Origin of the sequence: Clostridium sp. 10cd*, from assembly GCF_044336395.1 — a bacterium.
Lineage (GTDB): Bacteria > Bacillota_I > Bacilli_A > Erysipelotrichales > Erysipelotrichaceae > Clostridium_AQ > Clostridium_AQ innocuum.
Genome location: NZ_CP172347.1, coordinates 1917159 through 1932316, shown reverse-complemented (window position 1 = coordinate 1932316; position 15158 = coordinate 1917159). Strand labels below are relative to the sequence as shown.

The 15158-nt window shown below is 42.6% G+C and carries 17 protein-coding genes; 2 read left to right on the top strand and 15 right to left on the bottom strand.

Annotated elements, in window-relative coordinates; genetic code table 11:
- Window positions 1-146: 146 nt before the first annotated feature.
- From gpmA to ACG3M1_RS09465, 6 genes are all read right to left on the bottom strand, one after another.
- Window positions 147-899, bottom strand: coding sequence for a 2,3-diphosphoglycerate-dependent phosphoglycerate mutase (gene gpmA, locus ACG3M1_RS09490; protein ID WP_002608517.1), 753 nt, complete (start codon window positions 897-899; stop codon window positions 147-149).
- 341 nt (window positions 900-1240) lie between these two features.
- Window positions 1241-2083 carry a Cof-type HAD-IIB family hydrolase gene (locus ACG3M1_RS09485; RefSeq protein ID WP_009269360.1) on the bottom strand — a complete coding sequence of 281 codons (843 nt, stop codon included), beginning with the start codon at window positions 2081-2083 and terminating at the stop codon, window positions 1241-1243.
- Window positions 2084-2436: 353 nt separating this feature from the next.
- Entirely contained in the window at window positions 2437-2937 is a 501-nt protein-coding gene (locus tag ACG3M1_RS09480) for a GyrI-like domain-containing protein (RefSeq protein ID WP_065531044.1), read from the bottom strand.
- A gap of 87 nt (window positions 2938-3024) precedes the next feature.
- Window positions 3025-3873, bottom strand: coding sequence for an AraC family transcriptional regulator (locus ACG3M1_RS09475; RefSeq protein WP_009269361.1), 849 nt, complete (start codon window positions 3871-3873; stop codon window positions 3025-3027).
- Between the two features lie 50 nt (window positions 3874-3923).
- Window positions 3924-4571, bottom strand: coding sequence for an MmcQ/YjbR family DNA-binding protein (locus ACG3M1_RS09470; protein WP_008819515.1), 648 nt, complete (start codon window positions 4569-4571; stop codon window positions 3924-3926).
- Between the two features lie 584 nt (window positions 4572-5155).
- On the bottom strand, window positions 5156-6415 hold the full coding sequence (locus ACG3M1_RS09465) for a sodium-dependent transporter (protein WP_242409170.1): 1260 nt from the start codon (window positions 6413-6415) through the stop codon (window positions 5156-5158).
- A 279-nt stretch (window positions 6416-6694) separates the two neighbouring features.
- Between ACG3M1_RS09465 and ACG3M1_RS09460 the strand changes: the two genes are divergently transcribed.
- Complete coding sequence (locus ACG3M1_RS09460) at window positions 6695-7156, top strand: YbhB/YbcL family Raf kinase inhibitor-like protein (RefSeq protein WP_008819517.1); 462 nt, start codon at window positions 6695-6697, stop codon at window positions 7154-7156.
- Between the two features lie 242 nt (window positions 7157-7398).
- Here ACG3M1_RS09460 and ACG3M1_RS09455 read toward each other — a convergent pair whose 3' ends face one another.
- The 8 genes from ACG3M1_RS09455 to ACG3M1_RS09420 all read right to left on the bottom strand — a co-directional run bounded on the left by ACG3M1_RS09455 (window position 7399) and on the right by ACG3M1_RS09420 (window position 12588).
- Window positions 7399-7890 carry a cysteine hydrolase family protein gene (locus ACG3M1_RS09455; RefSeq protein ID WP_008819518.1) on the bottom strand — a complete coding sequence of 164 codons (492 nt, stop codon included), beginning with the start codon at window positions 7888-7890 and terminating at the stop codon, window positions 7399-7401.
- 222 nt (window positions 7891-8112) lie between these two features.
- Complete coding sequence (locus ACG3M1_RS09450; protein ID WP_100933534.1) at window positions 8113-9015, bottom strand: helix-turn-helix transcriptional regulator; 903 nt, start codon at window positions 9013-9015, stop codon at window positions 8113-8115.
- A gap of 126 nt (window positions 9016-9141) precedes the next feature.
- The gene (locus ACG3M1_RS09445) at window positions 9142-9648 is read right to left on the bottom strand and encodes a hypothetical protein (protein WP_002608508.1); all 507 of its coding nucleotides are present in this window, start codon (window positions 9646-9648) and stop codon (window positions 9142-9144) included.
- A gap of 589 nt (window positions 9649-10237) precedes the next feature.
- On the bottom strand, window positions 10238-10690 hold the full coding sequence (locus tag ACG3M1_RS09440; RefSeq protein ID WP_009269365.1) for a hypothetical protein: 453 nt from the start codon (window positions 10688-10690) through the stop codon (window positions 10238-10240).
- Window positions 10691-10715: 25 nt separating this feature from the next.
- Complete coding sequence (locus ACG3M1_RS09435; RefSeq protein WP_009587507.1) at window positions 10716-11594, bottom strand: bacteriocin transporter; 879 nt, start codon at window positions 11592-11594, stop codon at window positions 10716-10718.
- Window positions 11595-11610: 16 nt separating this feature from the next.
- On the bottom strand, window positions 11611-11820 hold the full coding sequence (locus ACG3M1_RS09430; protein ID WP_009587453.1) for a hypothetical protein: 210 nt from the start codon (window positions 11818-11820) through the stop codon (window positions 11611-11613).
- Window positions 11821-11823: 3 nt separating this feature from the next.
- Entirely contained in the window at window positions 11824-12117 is a 294-nt protein-coding gene (locus tag ACG3M1_RS09425) for a hypothetical protein (RefSeq protein ID WP_395815350.1), read from the bottom strand.
- Window positions 12118-12252: 135 nt separating this feature from the next.
- On the bottom strand, window positions 12253-12588 hold the full coding sequence (locus tag ACG3M1_RS09420; RefSeq protein ID WP_008819524.1) for a hypothetical protein: 336 nt from the start codon (window positions 12586-12588) through the stop codon (window positions 12253-12255).
- Between the two features lie 282 nt (window positions 12589-12870).
- On the opposite strand from ACG3M1_RS09420, the gene ACG3M1_RS09415 reads away from it, so the two are divergent.
- Complete coding sequence (locus ACG3M1_RS09415) at window positions 12871-13380, top strand: transposase zinc-binding domain-containing protein (protein ID WP_074747960.1); 510 nt, start codon at window positions 12871-12873, stop codon at window positions 13378-13380.
- 224 nt (window positions 13381-13604) lie between these two features.
- Here the strand turns inward: ACG3M1_RS09415 and ltrA are convergent, their stop codons facing one another.
- Window positions 13605-14876 (bottom strand): group II intron reverse transcriptase/maturase, encoded by a 1272-nt coding sequence (gene ltrA / locus ACG3M1_RS09410; protein ID WP_008819525.1) that lies wholly within the window; start codon window positions 14874-14876, stop codon window positions 13605-13607.
- Between the last annotated feature and the right edge of the window lie 282 nt (window positions 14877-15158).

Sequence of the window (15158 nt, the reverse complement as noted above, 5' to 3'; positions counted from 1 at the left end):
GCTACCTCCCTGTGAATGCAGTTATTATACCAGAGGGCAGGGGATGTGAATTGTAAAAAGAAGACATACATGAAATGATTGGTTCTGTACCCCTACGGTATTAAGCGGATATCTTTTCCCTATGCATATGATCATGTTGTTTTCCTTTACACGCCGATTGCTTTTTTTCCCTGATTGGCAACAGCCTCCATTTTCTGCTTTAAAAGCCGCGGATCACCAAGGTATCTATGGTGCAAAGGATTGCCCTGTGCATCAAATTCATACACGAGCGGAACACCTGTTGGAATATTCACATTTACGATATCCTCCTCGCTGAGCTTATCAAAGTATTTCACCAATGCACGCAGAGAATTTCCATGTGCCGCGATGATGACGCGTTTTCCTGCCATCATATCCTTTTTAATGACCTTGTTGAAATACGGCACTACTCGTGCAACCGTCGTTTCCAGGCTCTCACTGCTCGGCAGCTCATTCGGATTCACATCCCGATACATACTCTGTGCAACAGCACTTCGCGCATCGTTTTGGTTCAGCGCCGGTGGGAGGATATCGTAGGAACGCCGCCACTCCCTGACCTGCTCCTCTCCGTATTTTTCAGCGGTTTCCGCTTTATTTAAGCCCTGCAAAGCACCGTAATGTCGCTCATTCAGCTTCCAGGACTTTACAACAGGAAGCCATGTGCGATCCATTTCATCCAGAATGTGATCCAGTGTATGCACAGCTCTTTTTAAATAGGAGGTATAGCAGATATCAAAATCCAATCCCTCCTGCTTCAGCAGTCTCCCTGCCGCTTTGGCCTCTTCATGTCCTTTTTCACTCAGATCAACATCTGTCCACCCGGTAAACAGGTTTAATTTATTCCATTCACTCTCTCCGTGACGAATCAATACAAGCTTCATTTGTGACTCCTCCTTTGATGTTAAAAGTTATCTCCATCTAACTAATAACAGTATATGCATGTAAAGGAGTGCTGTCAATGCATTTGCCCACGCTGACGTAAAAAGGCTCCAACTCCCGCCAAACGTCGCGCGGAAAGAGGAGACCTCAAAGGATCAATTCTATAAAAGCTTGCCATTTCCATATCACTATCCATTATTTTTCTACACAGATGAAACCCGCAGCTCTCTGTATAAAAATTGACATTCTGTTTTTGTCTGCAGAAGAGACTGTAGTGATTTGTTTCCAGTGCAAACAAACAGATAGCAGATAGGTGCAGTATCTTTTCTGTAATATCAGTGCATCAAAGTAAATTGTATTTTAAAAATGCCTTATATAATCCATCCTCATTCACGGCAGCTGTAATATCATCCGCCATGGCTTTAATTTCCTTACCTCCACTAGCCATTGCGATACCCAACGCGCAGTATTCCAGCATAGGAATATCCACCGCCGCATCTCCAAAAGCAATCGTATCCTTTTGTTCCATATGAAGATACTTCAGCAGAAGAGAGATCGCTGTTGCCTTGTCAATATCCTGTATTCCGATATCACCAAAAAGAGCTGTTTCTCCCTTGCCACCCCAGGTGCTGATTTTTAGATCCGGAAAGAATTGCGCTGCGGCAGTCACATCTGCATAGGAATTTAGAATAAAGCTGATTTTATTCACATCCTCCCGATACAGATTTTCTCCAAACACCATATCCGGATACTGTGCGCGTATATGGATATTCTCCTGCCCGTTTCCCTTGCGCTGCATATATTTCTGCATAACGGGTTCTCCCGCTTCTTCAAAATGTTCACTGGCATACAAACCCGTATTGCTTTCCAGATAAAATTCCAGATTGCGGCTATGCAGCCAGTCTACGATTGCACTGCACTGTTCTTTTTTTAAATGTGCATGAAACAATACCTCCCCATGATGCTCAATATATCCGCCATTTGCACCAATCATACCATCCAGACGGATATTCCAAATTTCGTCATACACCTCGCTGCGGCTTCTACCCGTACAGATATAAACCAGATGTCCTTGTGCTCTGGCCATACGTATTGCTTTGACTGCGGAAGGCGGAAGATGATTTTCATAATCCACCAGCGTTCCGTCCACATCGATCAGAATTACCTTTTTTTCTAATTTATGCATCATAGTACCTCCTTCATATCACATCGGCTGTTTTATCTTCATAATTGTCGCACACTTCATTTTAACACAATATAAAGCCTGAACAGACAAATAGCGCTGTGATTCTATTGCTGCAATGAGAAGTAACAAGAAGATGACTGGCTTTTATCTGTTTGTTTAATTATGCTTTGACTGCCTTCTCTATGGTTTGATTATAGCGGATGCTGAAACCATCGTCAATCATTGAAAATTTTTAGTATGAATTATGATAGACTTAACCGTTCCTAACACTCTAACATCCCCCCGGCTTAAATAAAAAGATGCATAAAGTAAGAATCCCTCATGCATCGATAAGCTGTTAGTTGTCAGTTTTTTTATCTCTTTTCCACTGCCACCCATACCTCAACCAGATCATTTTCTCCGTAATATGTGATATCCGGCGCCTTTGCTTTCATCCTTCCGGTGATGTATCCGGAATTCAGCGGCTTGTAATCAGATTTCGGAAGCCATTTCATGATTGCCTGCACCTCTGTTTTTCCAATGGTATCCAATGTACAGGGAAATACTGCCCAGGTTGCAGCGGGCACGATATATTCTTCCAGCTCCCCTGTAACTGCATGATTGCTGGAAACAGCAATCCAATGATCGAATTTACGACTGTCATCTGCTGCTGTATTATAAACACTGATACCAAACAGACCAAAGGGCTCCTGATTCATATGGGACATCAATTCCTTCTGCTGTCCCTGTGTTTGAAGCTCCTCCCATTGCCGTGGTATTGCTATCTGTCCTTCTTTTCTCTTATTTGTCGTATGTATGCAATAGCCTGCAACACGAAAGCTTTCTCTTTCTACGATATGAAACGGTTCGCTCATATTTGATTCCTCCTGCTTTGTATGGTATTAGTATATAAATTTATGTCCTTTCTATCCTCTCTTTCTCTGTCCGATACTGCGTGCTTTTCACATGTCAGTGATCATCAGCCACATCTCAAGCCTTGAGGAGCTAGGATCAGGGTCCAGATAGACCTCCATCACCGGTCCGTTTACATACTGATAGCCGGTTGATGGAAACCATTCCGTCCAGATTCTGCGCTCCAGCTCCTGAATGGACGCATGCGTTCCTTCGCATTGGAAAACGATCCAGGATGCCTTAGGTAGCTGAAGTTCTTCATATCCGTTCAGCGGTTCTTCGCTCACCACTCCAATCCAGAACTTCCAGTCCTTCAAGTCCTGACACATACTGATTCCCAACAGACCGCTTGGCTCCTTTGCGTCGATATGTGCAGAAAGGTCTGCAATCGTTCCATCTTCTGCCGCTGTCCGCCAGAGATTGGGAACCACCTCATAATTTTTCTCCAGCTCCTTTTCCAGCTCATGGCAAACTCCGACAACGCGAAAGGCATCCTTCTTTACAATTCTGTAATTCAATTCCCTGCTTCCTGCGATAGAAAGCTGAAAGTGAAGCGGCGGATACAGCTTTACGGCAGCCTGGGCATTGCGCACCTGAGATGGTGCAATGCCATGGACAGAGCGAAATGCCCGATTAAAAGCGGTTGGAGATGCGTATTGATAACGCAATGCAATATCTATAATCTTATCCGTCCCCTGCTGCAATTCCTCTGCTGCAAGACTCATCCTTCTTCTGCGTATGTACTCCGACAGGGAGATACCGGTCATGTAAGAGAACATCCGCTGAAAATTATAGGAGGATGTACACGCAATTTTTGCGACCTCTTCAAAGCTGATTTCCTCCTGCATATGCTCCTCCATATATGCAATTGCCTCATTCAATCGTTCCATCCATTCCATTTGATAACAGCTCCTTTTCTATGACTTCTCTTTTTTCACTGATTCCAACGCTATTTACCAGCACTCACCAGCCGATAGCTTTCATCAATGAGCTTTTGAAGCTGCTTCCAGGACAGCTTTTGATCAAGCAGAATCGTAAACCAGTATGTTTTATTCATATGATACGCAGGATAAAAACATTTATAATCGATCAACTCCTGAATGAATTCCGGACGATTTTTCAAGTTACAGACATCCGTCATACCATCGACATCAATACCCAGACTTCGATAGGGAATATGCATGATAACACCGTACCACTTTCCCTTAGCTGTCTTTAAGGTTCCATGCTCCGGAGCACTCTTCCAGGGAAATTGGGGATAGCTCTGATAACGCTCAGCAACATAATCCAGAATGCGCGTACGATATGGATTTCCATCGATACACTGCTGCACCATGTCCTCCAGCAGCTCCTCAACCTCCTCACGAATCGATGATACAAAGCTGCCATTTGCCCCCGGTACGTGAAATGGTGTATAGGGCTCCCTTAGCTGCGCATCGTATACTTCAGCATGCAGCTCCTGCCCTTCATACGTGATAACCGCATAAAAATCCGGAGCCTTCAGCTTCCGGATACAGCGGTATGTCATCCCTTCCTTACTGCATCCATACTGCAGCAGCTTTTGTTCTGACAGCTTTTGCACACGTTTATTTTTCATATAGCCGCTCCTTTCCAATCAACAGCAGAATACTTCCTTGATTTGTTCACCCTGCAATACCTTCTTCTTACACGCCATATCCTCCTGTGAATAACATGTGGTAAGCTCCTGATAAGCATCCGGCAGAGGAATACATATAAAATAAAGGATGAATTCTCCTGTATAACCCCTGCAGAATCACTTTCCATCACAATACGAATTTCTCTACTATTTTAGTTTCTGTACAGCACCGCACAGGGACAGCCAACTGCAAAGGCCTGCTGTAAAACTGATTTTATTTTTTCCATACAGCACTCACAATTCGTATTCAATTATACCATCTATTTATCAAAAGCGACATTCCTTGTTTTCAGGAAATAGAGGTTAAATATTTCCAGTATGGATGTTCTTTGCCATAAGGTAAGCAATCACTTTGCACTCCTTGCTGAAAAATATTGATAAGTCTCCATGCCGTGCTGCTGTGCAGATGCTGTTTGTCCAGGAAAATTTGATTTAAATACTCGCAGAAAAAAAGCCTGTACTAAGACAGGCAATTGATTTTCAGGACAGAATCATTCCTTCACAAATCGTAAAATAGAGAATCATCAGAATCGCTGCCGGTGCCAGATAGCGGATAGCAAGGGACCAGAGCTTTTCCAGCGAAACCGCAGTGTACCTTCGTTCTCGAATTCGTCTGTAGCTTTCTGGACACCCCACACCCATCCGGTAAATACACAGAAGCAAAGTGCACCAAGCGGAATCATCAGATTATCTGTAAATTTCTCCATCACAGCATTCATGGGCAGCAGCTGTAACCCGTTTCGCATATCAAACCAGGGCAGGTTCAATCCGCGTGACTCCAGCTGCGACAGGGAATAGCCGGCGGCTAAAATCATGAGCGGCAGAAACAGCCAGACTACAGCCTTTCTTCTCGTGATATGAAATTCCTCACTCATACAGGCAATGATGCTCTCCAGTATACTGATGGCACTTGTCAATGCTGCCAGAAACAAGAGAATGAAGAAGACAGCCCCGAAGATAATACCTCCGGGAATGGAAGCAAACACATTGGGCAGTGCCATAAATGCAAATCCTCCACCCATACCAAGTCCTTCAGCCCCCATGGTCACAAAGACTGCCGGAATGATGGCAAAGGCTGCCAGAATGGCGACCAGGGTATCCAGCACACAAATCCAGACCGCACTTTTCATCAGATTTTCCTTCTTTCCCACATAGGAGCCATAGGTGATAAGGATGCCCATTCCCACGGAGAGCGAGAAAAAGGCCTGTCCTACTGCCGCAACCAGCATATCTGTATGGAAGGCGGAGAAATCGATATGCAGCATGAAGCGCACGCCTTCCATAGCGCCCGGCAAAGTAACCGAGCGAATCGCCGTCGCAATCAGCAAAAGAAAGAGAGCTGGCATTAAAACCTTACTGATTTTCTCGATACCCTCTGCAACGCCCTTTAAAATAATGAAGATACACAAGCCAAGAAACAGCAGTCCCCACAAAATTGGCTCTATCGAATCCGTGATAAAGCCGGTAAAGAAATCCTGATACTGCGTTGCAGCTCCTGAAAAATGTGCACCGCCGAAATAAACGGCAATATATTTCATGATCCAGCCGCCAACGATGCTGTAATAGGATAAAATAACAAACAAGGTGATCATGCCGATCACAACGGCAAACATCCACTTTTTATTCAGCTTGCGAAATGCTCCAACAGCGTTTTTCTGCGTTGCTCTACCAATCGCCAGCTCTGCCAGCATAATGCTCAGACCGATCACTGCTACAACCACTATGTAAATCAACAGAAACAAACCGCCTCCGTTTGCCCCAAGCTTTCCTGGAAACTTCCAGATATTCCCCAGACCTACTGCCGAGCCGGCAGCTGCCAGGATAAATCCGAGGTGGTTAGATCACTCTCCTCTGTTTTTGTGCACAAATAAATCCTCCCTCAATTATACAGCTCTTCTATTTTAGAGGGTTCCTTCATATATTTCAAGATAAAATGTAACAATTCCCAAGCAATTGCACGCTGCTTCGGGGAATCTTTTTAATCTTCGTTCATCTGTCATTCAACCGGTTGCACTGAGAATGCGTTTATGTTAACCTTATATCATTAAAAATGGAGGTCTTTTATGCAAATACTGACAATATCTTCTCCCAGCTTTCCGGATGGTGCGCTGATTCCTGTTATACATACCGGATATGGCGCGGATCAATCGCCGGAGCTGGTGCTGCACGGACTTTGCGAGGAGGCAGTATCCCTGGCAGTTATTCTGAATGATATGGATCATCCGATACCGGCATATAATCACTGGGTAATCTGGAATCTTCCTGTGATGTCAATCATCCCGGGGAATATTCCCCGCGGGGCACAGGTGCCAAGCCTGTCGGGTGCAATACAGGGGATTGGATATGGCAGGCATGCCTATAGAGGGCCAAAGCCGCCGTTCCACTGGTCGCATACCTATCAATTTACCGTATATGTTCTGGATACTGTCCTGACACTGCCGCCTACTGCGAGAAAGAAGCATCTGCTGGCAGCAATGGAACAACATATCCTGCAGCAGGCTGTGTTAAGGGGACATTACCGCTAAGCTGAAATAAAAACGCATCACATGAGAGACGTGCTCCTGATTGATGCGTTTTCTTTTCTCGTTGCTTTTTAAAAATTCAGACTGTTAGACCCGCTTTGCCTGATGCAGCTCAAAAATGGCTTCATGCCCTCTCCGTATGCTGTATGACTATTGTCCCATGCGAGGCAATGTACATAGAAGCTATTGTCCGCTACCTTTTTACAGATATATTACATCCTTCCTGAAAAGCCGCACTTATCTGCCTATTCTTTTTGCAGCTCCTGCAGTGTGGCAATCGTACTGCCTTTTTTCTCGTAATATTGCAGCATTTCATCCAGCTTTCTTTTATCATAGCTTGTGATACAATCCGACAGAACCGTGACCTTATAGTGATCCTTCAGCAAATTATAGCAGGTTGATTTTACACACGCGCAGGCATCCGCCCCGGTTAAATAGAAATCAGTAATTCCATGCTTGCGCACAAAGTCAGAAAATGCTTCACTGGTTAATGCATTCCCCTTGTATTTTGTGAAAATACAATCGGATACAATCTTTAAATCACAGGCCAATTCAGAACCACGCGTATTGGGCTTAAAGGTTCTTGTTCCCTGTGATAAATTCTCATGCCGTATATAAACAACCGGAATTTCATGCGCCACCGCCCAGTCGATAGCGCTGTTGATATTATCAATGATCTCCTTATAATTTTTGGTGATATCATTTTGAATATCAATTACAATCAAAGCTTTATTCATATGGTACTCCTTTCGAGTTATCGTATGCCCCGTCATACAGGTATCTGATAACAAACATATACGGCTGTTCAATCTGCACAAATCCTCAGACTGGCCTGCTGCTGAAGGCCTGACATACAATCCTCCTTCAGCTTCTTCGGCACAGTATATTCCCTGACTCTGCAGATGATTTCGCCTCCCTATGTTGCCATCATCATACCATTCATAACCTGCAACACGGTGTCATGTTTTATATATTTCCAGCATTTTTCTAACTCTTTTCCTAACGTTATCACGTACATACGGAGGTGATAATACTTCAACCCTTTCCCGGCAGGAAAGGACATAGCTGTATAATAACTCATTATCCGGTAAAATCGTAGTCACCAGTAAGCTGCCATCCTCCTGCTCGCTTACTTCCTCATCGAATTTTTCATATACCTCATGGGACATCCCCGCATCAAACAAAAGGGTAACCTGCACGGTTTTCATCTCAAATTCGTCCGATCTTTCAAAGATATGCTCCGGTGTTTCCCGCATAAATTCCGCATCCTGCAGCTTTAGATCTCTTATCCGTGTTAATTTGAAGAATCGAAAATCCTTACGCAGCGTGCAGTAACCATACAAATACCAGTCAGAGGTCTTGAAAACAAGCTTATGCGGTTCAATAATCCGTTTGGTTTGTTCACCTTTTCCGCTGTAATAAGAAAAGGAAACGATTCTGCTTTTCCATATGGCGCTTTGCAGTAATTGAAAATTATGTTTTCCCGCACCACTTTTTGTCCATGTTGAAAAATCGATTTCCAGCCAGTTTCCCTGCTGTCTTTGAAATACGCCGCTCAGTTTGGATAACAGCATATTTATCTGCTCATCCTCCAGCACACGGATGCCCTGCAGGGCCATGAGAATCTGCTTCTGTTCCTGCTCGCTGAGAAGTAATTTCTTTAAAACATAGCTGTCCTGAATCGCTATGCCTCCTCCCTTTCCCTGCGTAGCATAAATCGGAATCCCGGCTGAGCTCAGAATGTCAATATCACGGTATATCGTTCTGATCGACACCTCGAAATAATCTGCCAGCTCTGGTGCAGTCATTTGTCCTTTATCCAATAAAAGATAAATCATTTGAAAATATCTGTTTTCCTTCATATTGCACTTCCTCCTATTCCACGCGTATATAGTGATGACTGTCAGATAAAAAAAGCTTTGTATTCAATGCATGATGTTCTAAAAAAAGCCAGAACAAGAAATTGCTCTGACTTCGCTCTACTTCGTTTAAACTGCCTCCGGCAAAATATCGTACTGAATTTCCTGCAGCTCCGCAGCTTCCTTTAATTCCCGGTAAAAATGATTGGGCAGATACAGGGAGGGACGCCGTTTCAGCTTCAATGCTCCGGATTCCGCAAGAATCTCTGCAACAAACTGTGAACAGAAATAATGCTTCTTTCGTTTGAATGGTATATGGACAAAGCAGAATACCACTCCGATACTGGAATAACAGAAGTCCTCGCGATTTTCCACAAACTGCTCGATTTTATTTTGCAGCCGCTCAAAGGCCGCATCCGTTACCTGTAGCTGGAAGCTGATGCTTTTCTCCACGCCGTGGCGTTTGTATTTGGATACCGTTTCCATACAAAAGCCCTTATAGTTAAAGCTGTACATCTTTTCATTCATCGCATCGAGACAAATGGATGCATGTGTATATTCATATCCGTACACCGTTTCCATGAAACTGGAAAGATGACTTGGATAATTTGTTAATACAATGGATATGGTTTTCATGAATATGATGGTTCTCCTTCTTGCTTGTGAATGTTGTTCAAACGTATCATACAAAACCAGAAGAAGGTCAAAAGCCTTTGCATCACCTGCATCATGTATTCACAGTTTGTTATCATTGATTCACCGACGTCCTGCCTGTTTAGCTGGATGTCATACATGGCTAATTATTACATACCCCCATCCACAAGTCAAATGGAATTTCTTTACAGGACAGCTGCATATCTGTGAAAATACCGTATTTCAGCGGTTAAACAAATCCTTTCATCTTCTGCCTGCCAGTTTAATTTTTCATATAAACTATTTATTCTGTTATCCATGTATGCAATAAATAAAGGTAAAGAACCAGAAGAAATAGGTTATCGGTTACGAAATTTTTTTCAATATCCATCTTTATTTTAAGTATCTATTTTTTACTTTGTTATCTATGGGATTCTGTGTTTGAAAACAATGTTATAAATATCAAATCAAAAAGTCTCAAATATTGAAGGCTTGCTCAGCTTTTCATCCATTTTAATGCATTCATCCTACTTCCTCTTTTCAGGAATAATGATTCTGACAAACTGGAAGCCTTAAAGATGCAGTTGATCATTTACAGCAGTTTCTTTTCCTCCTCCCATGAATCCCTGTATACCTTGACCCACTTATAAAATGTTGATTTTTTCATCTTGAGCTGTTCACAATAGGTAGACAAATTCTCCTGATTCCGGATTCGCTCCTTCAGCTGTTTCTCAAAATCAGAAGGCAGCTCCACACGCGGTCTCCCATAGGTCCCCTTTCCTTCCTCCCGCCGTTTCAGTGCCCGCTTGATTCCTGCTCTCTGTTCTGCCTTTAACTCCTCCCGTGTTCGCTCCATGATCATCTGATAGACTTCCATCATCCAGTCCGGCTCTACGGTCTTGTTTCGAAACTCTAACTTCACATCCTTTTTCTTACAGTTCTCCAGAAATTCCTTCAGCCTGCATCCTGTCTGTTCATAATCCCTGATCATCTGCAGATCGATACTTCTTTGACCTCCATAGCTTTCTTCTTCTTTCCTGTACATCTTCCATCACCATCCCTTATCCACTCTATTTTTGAAATGCTTTTTCAATATCACCTACAGATACATTATCCTCCAGCAGCTTCTCTGCCTTTCCCTTTGTTATCTTAAATACAGCCGGTGACACACTCAGATCCTTTACACAGTTCATCAGTGTCTCATATGCCTTGTTCATCTCATCATCTGTCCCTTTTTGTTCGAGCGGGAAATGAAGTGCGGCCACATCGATCTTTTTATCCTCCAGAACCGGAATCAGCTTCTTGATGAAGGCCTGATTGTAGCGGTCGCTCTGGGTGATCATCAGATAAAAGGTATCCTTATTATCAATTTTCTTCGCAACCTCTATGAGATTCTGATTTTTGATCCGCTTGCTTGTTTGAAAGCTGTAGTCTTCTGCTTTTTTTTCCTTCTTTTCCCCTTTGATATATCCGCAGTCGATCATAAAGTTATATAATGCCGCCTCACTGATCTCACCGCTTGCGGTCTTTTTGAGCTTCCCCTTCTCATAACAGAACATTTCCGGTGTTCCTCCTCCGAATTCCGGAATCTTTTTCTGTAGCTTCGCAAAGTTCTTCTCCACATCTGATTTCATCTCTCCCAGCATATCGACCTCCAGTTCATAGAACAGGATGTCCATGTATTCCTTTAAAAAGGGTACCAGCGTCTTCTTGAAAGAATTACAGTAGCTACAGGTACTCTTTGTCACCATGAAGATGAAGCTTTCCTTATCATCAATCTTTTTGAATGTCTGATCCAGATCCAGCTGTTTGAGACCGTCTGTTTCCTTTGTCTCTTTTTCTACAACAATCGGTTCCTTTCTACTTTCTTCCTTATCCTTTGAGCTACATCCAAATATCCCCACCAGCATCAGTAAAACGATCCCCACGATCACGATCTTCTTTACCATTTCTCATCCTGTCCTTTCAACTGTCTTCATTCAGAAAGCTATGCATCTCACCGCTTATGATCCAGCGAACGAATTTCAATACCAGTGCCAGTATGCATGCGTTTTTCAAGGTCTTCAGGATCATAGAGGATATCGCATTCATATCCGTCCATACGATGTAGATCTGTAGAAAAAAAGCGGCAGACAGTAGGAGCACATTGACGTTTTCCTTCCTTCTGGCTTCCATCCACTACCACATGGTAAGCTTTACTGTATTCCTCCCTGTTTTTTCACACAGTACCCAGTCATCTTCCTCTTCCTGCCATATGGATTCTATGCTTTGTACAGCCTCTTCTTTTTTCTTTTTCCCAATGGCAAAGGAAGGATAATGCTCCTCTTCTCCATTTCCCACAACGATGACGGCATGGTCACTGTTCCTATATCTTTGAAGATACCGTTCACTTTCCTCCACTCTGGCCATCAGATCCATGACTGCTTCTTCATACGACGACATCCTTTTCCCATGCCGGATCCGCCTTTCCATCCTCATCACCTGAATTCCGATCCCTTTTTCTATCTGTAGACCTTTTTCTCATATGAGCATAGATATGAGAAGTGATGTCCTCATATCTACGATCATACAGGAAAACGATTTCCTGTATGTACAGAAGCTTCCCGCTTATTCGGATACGACTCCGTGTTTCATGGTACCTTCTGCGTTTGCCCTGCGCTGTTCTCTGCGCTCTCTGCGTGCTTTTCTTTCTTCCTCCTTCGGATCGGTCTTATCACCTTTGACATAGCGTACGATCTGATAGATGATCATACAGATGCCCGCGATCACGAGTGCCACGAAGGCAAGAAAGATCTGTTTGGTATAGAAATACAGTACCGGAAAGCTTTCTGACAGCAGTCCCATAAGGAATACGAATCCGATGGGTACGATCAGGGTGAACAGCACGCTCAGGATGATCCCTGTGAGCTTCCGCTTTCCTCTGCTCTTTTCTTTTTTCCTCATTTGTCATTCTCCTTATTTGAATGAAAAAAATGTCCAAGGACATTCCGAAAGACAAAAAGCAAAGATAGATAAATAAAGATTGATTTTGTATAATAATATGGGTGATATATATATTTCTGCTTTTGAAAACAAACATACAGTAATTGCGATGGGACATTGTGATTCTTATTTCTCAGGGGTCAAACAAAATCTCTATTGCTAGAATCTTCTATGAAAATAAAGGTAGGCTCCTTTATGATTTTGAACTTGCACGTAAAGGTCTTCGTTCCAGCGTTATGAAAAGTGATTAACCTTATTATTTTATGCTTTCTTCACAATTTAGGTCATTCTCTTTACGAGTGCCCTAATTGCGAAAATTTCACTTTTGTCTGGCATACCTTTAAATCGATATTCTGCACATCATGTGGTATGAAATATCAGAAGATTCGTTCTGCGGCTGTTATGGATAAAGTCTTTGACTGTCCACACAGGCATGGTGTTTTTACGGTTTCTGACCCTTTACGTGAATACTTTTTGAAAGATCGATTTCTTTTGAACGAACTCTTTGGAGCTGTCAATGATACCTTATCTTTTGTCATTCGTAAGGCTGGCACAAAGAAGGATGAACTTATCCCCTGTGCTGTCCTTACTCTCCACACATTTGGTAGAGGATTAAATTGGATACCTCATATCCACGTTTTACTAGCTAAAGGAGGTGTACGAAAGGATGGCTTTTTAAACGCTGGAAGCACATCAATTACGAATCTCTTCGCCGCTCCTTTCAAAGATCACTTCTCGATCGTTTATCAGTAAAAATTGATACGATCGAATTCAAGCAATTAAAGAGGAAGCTGTATAAAGATTATTCAAAAGGCTTTGACTCTGATTGGGTAAAAGTCTTACAAAATAAACCTTGCCTATTCTAACATCTTGTTTTAATATGTACTATATTTACAAGTGATGGTTTATCTTGCGACAATCCCCTCGGAACTGTACGTGCCCTATTAAGGCATACAGCTCTTTACACAGTCTTTCGCCTAAATTGAATGGTAAACTTTTGGCTTAACGATTGGATTGTATTCAATTATTTTATCGAATTTCTCCCATGTCATTTTAGCCCTTTGTGAGCGCCTGTGGAGCCATGCTTTTAGTCTTTCTATTACATACCATCTGAACATTTCCAACTTGTCATAGTTCCCTGTGATACCATAGTACCGGTAGTGTCCTATAAGTTTGGTGTTCAGTTTCTTGATTAATTCATTTACTGGCATGTGCATATTGGCATGTATCCATTCATTCGCTGCTTTCATTTTAGCACTCATTTTCTTTTTACTGGTTAGTTTTATCGTTCGGTATCTTCCTTTTCGGTCGGTACCACTGATAAACGTGAATCCCAGAAAATCAAATGTGCCTTTACCCTCTCCGGCATATCTGCCAAAGCGGATGATTTTGCTTTTGTTTACCTCTATTTCCAGTTTGAATTTGGCTAGTCTCTCTTGGAGTTTTACGAAGAACTCCTGTGCTTCTGCTTTGTATTCAAAACAGCACACAAAATCATCCGCATAGCGCACTATTCCACAGAATCCTTGACAGTATTTCTTTACTACGATTTCAAACCACATATCTAATGCATAATATATGTATACGTTTCCCAAAACTGGTGAAATGAGGCCACCTTGGGGTATGTTCTTATCACTTTCTATTTTCTTCCCATGCTCCATAATACCTGCTTTCAGAAATCTAATGATATATCTTAGAAAGACGTCATCACCTATTTCCTTTCGCAGAAATTCCATCAATATCTTGTGATCTACATTATCAAAGAAACCTTTGATGTCCGCATCCACAATATAGTTGACTTTATTTCTTTGGATCATCTCTGAAAGATGTTCGATTGCTTTGTGGCAATCTCGATCCTTTCTGAATCCATAGGAAAAGTCATAAAATATCGGTTCGTATATCTCGCTCAAAACATCTGCCATGATGTTCTGTACCAGTTTATCCTCAAAACTCGGTATACCCAAAGGTCGCAGTTTATTACTGCCTGCTTTAGGGATGTATACTCGTTTAGTGGGTTGTGGTCTGTATGAAAATGTTTTCATCCTTGCCACCAACTGGTTTAGATTTGCTTCCAAATCCTTTCCGTATTCATCCTTGCTTACCTTATCAGTGCCAGTTGCTTTCTTTCCGTTTATGCGCTTATAAGCACCTTTCAGATTTTCCACATTGACATAGTGAATAAGATTCAGATGTTTACTCTCTGGATATTTCAACTTATTTTGTGCTATCCTTTCAAGTCCTGTTATCATTTGATTTTCACCTCCTCTTGGGTAGGTCTAAATGTTTCCCTTGAAAAACTGACTGTGCATTAGTCCTTTGGCTCCACCGGTTTTGACGGTTTCATTGCTACTATGTACTAATCTGACTTCCATACCGTCTTCTGCTCTATCTTGCTTTTTAAGGCTTGTATATCGCATTACCTTATTTCAGGAACGGTAGGACCTCTCAGGTACCCCGAAAATATCCATGTTATGCTCTCCAGGCCTGGGCCCGCAGCGTGCGCTCTGCGCCTCCGATGGAATGCCTTATCG

Bases quoted from the DNA above. Each gene is read 5' to 3' on its own strand.
- ACG3M1_RS09420 (WP_008819524.1), bottom strand. From the start codon at position 12,588: ATGAGGAAAAAAGAAAAGAGCAGAGGAAAGCGGAAGCTCACAGGGATC.
- ACG3M1_RS09485 (WP_009269360.1), bottom strand. From the start codon at position 2,083: ATGCATAAATTAGAAAAAAAGGTAATTCTGATCGATGTGGACGGAACG.
- ACG3M1_RS09460 (WP_008819517.1), top strand. From the start codon at position 6,695: ATGCAAATACTGACAATATCTTCTCCCAGCTTTCCGGATGGTGCGCTG.
- ACG3M1_RS09475 (WP_009269361.1), bottom strand. From the start codon at position 3,873: ATGGAATGGATGGAACGATTGAATGAGGCAATTGCATATATGGAGGAG.
- ACG3M1_RS09455 (WP_008819518.1), bottom strand. From the start codon at position 7,890: ATGAATAAAGCTTTGATTGTAATTGATATTCAAAATGATATCACCAAA.
- ACG3M1_RS09445 (WP_002608508.1), bottom strand. From the start codon at position 9,648: ATGAAAACCATATCCATTGTATTAACAAATTATCCAAGTCATCTTTCC.
- ltrA (WP_008819525.1), bottom strand. From the start codon at position 14,876: ATGATAACAGGACTTGAAAGGATAGCACAAAATAAGTTGAAATATCCA.
- ACG3M1_RS09450 (WP_100933534.1), bottom strand. From the start codon at position 9,015: ATGAAGGAAAACAGATATTTTCAAATGATTTATCTTTTATTGGATAAA.
- ACG3M1_RS09430 (WP_009587453.1), bottom strand. From the start codon at position 11,820: ATGGAAGCCAGAAGGAAGGAAAACGTCAATGTGCTCCTACTGTCTGCC.
- ACG3M1_RS09435 (WP_009587507.1), bottom strand. From the start codon at position 11,594: ATGGTAAAGAAGATCGTGATCGTGGGGATCGTTTTACTGATGCTGGTG.
- ACG3M1_RS09440 (WP_009269365.1), bottom strand. From the start codon at position 10,690: ATGTACAGGAAAGAAGAAGAAAGCTATGGAGGTCAAAGAAGTATCGAT.
- ACG3M1_RS09480 (WP_065531044.1), bottom strand. From the start codon at position 2,937: ATGAGCGAACCGTTTCATATCGTAGAAAGAGAAAGCTTTCGTGTTGCA.
- ACG3M1_RS09470 (WP_008819515.1), bottom strand. From the start codon at position 4,571: ATGAAAAATAAACGTGTGCAAAAGCTGTCAGAACAAAAGCTGCTGCAG.
- ACG3M1_RS09425 (WP_395815350.1), bottom strand. From the start codon at position 12,117: ATGGAAAGGCGGATCCGGCATGGGAAAAGGATGTCGTCGTATGAAGAA.
- gpmA (WP_002608517.1), bottom strand. From the start codon at position 899: ATGAAGCTTGTATTGATTCGTCACGGAGAGAGTGAATGGAATAAATTA.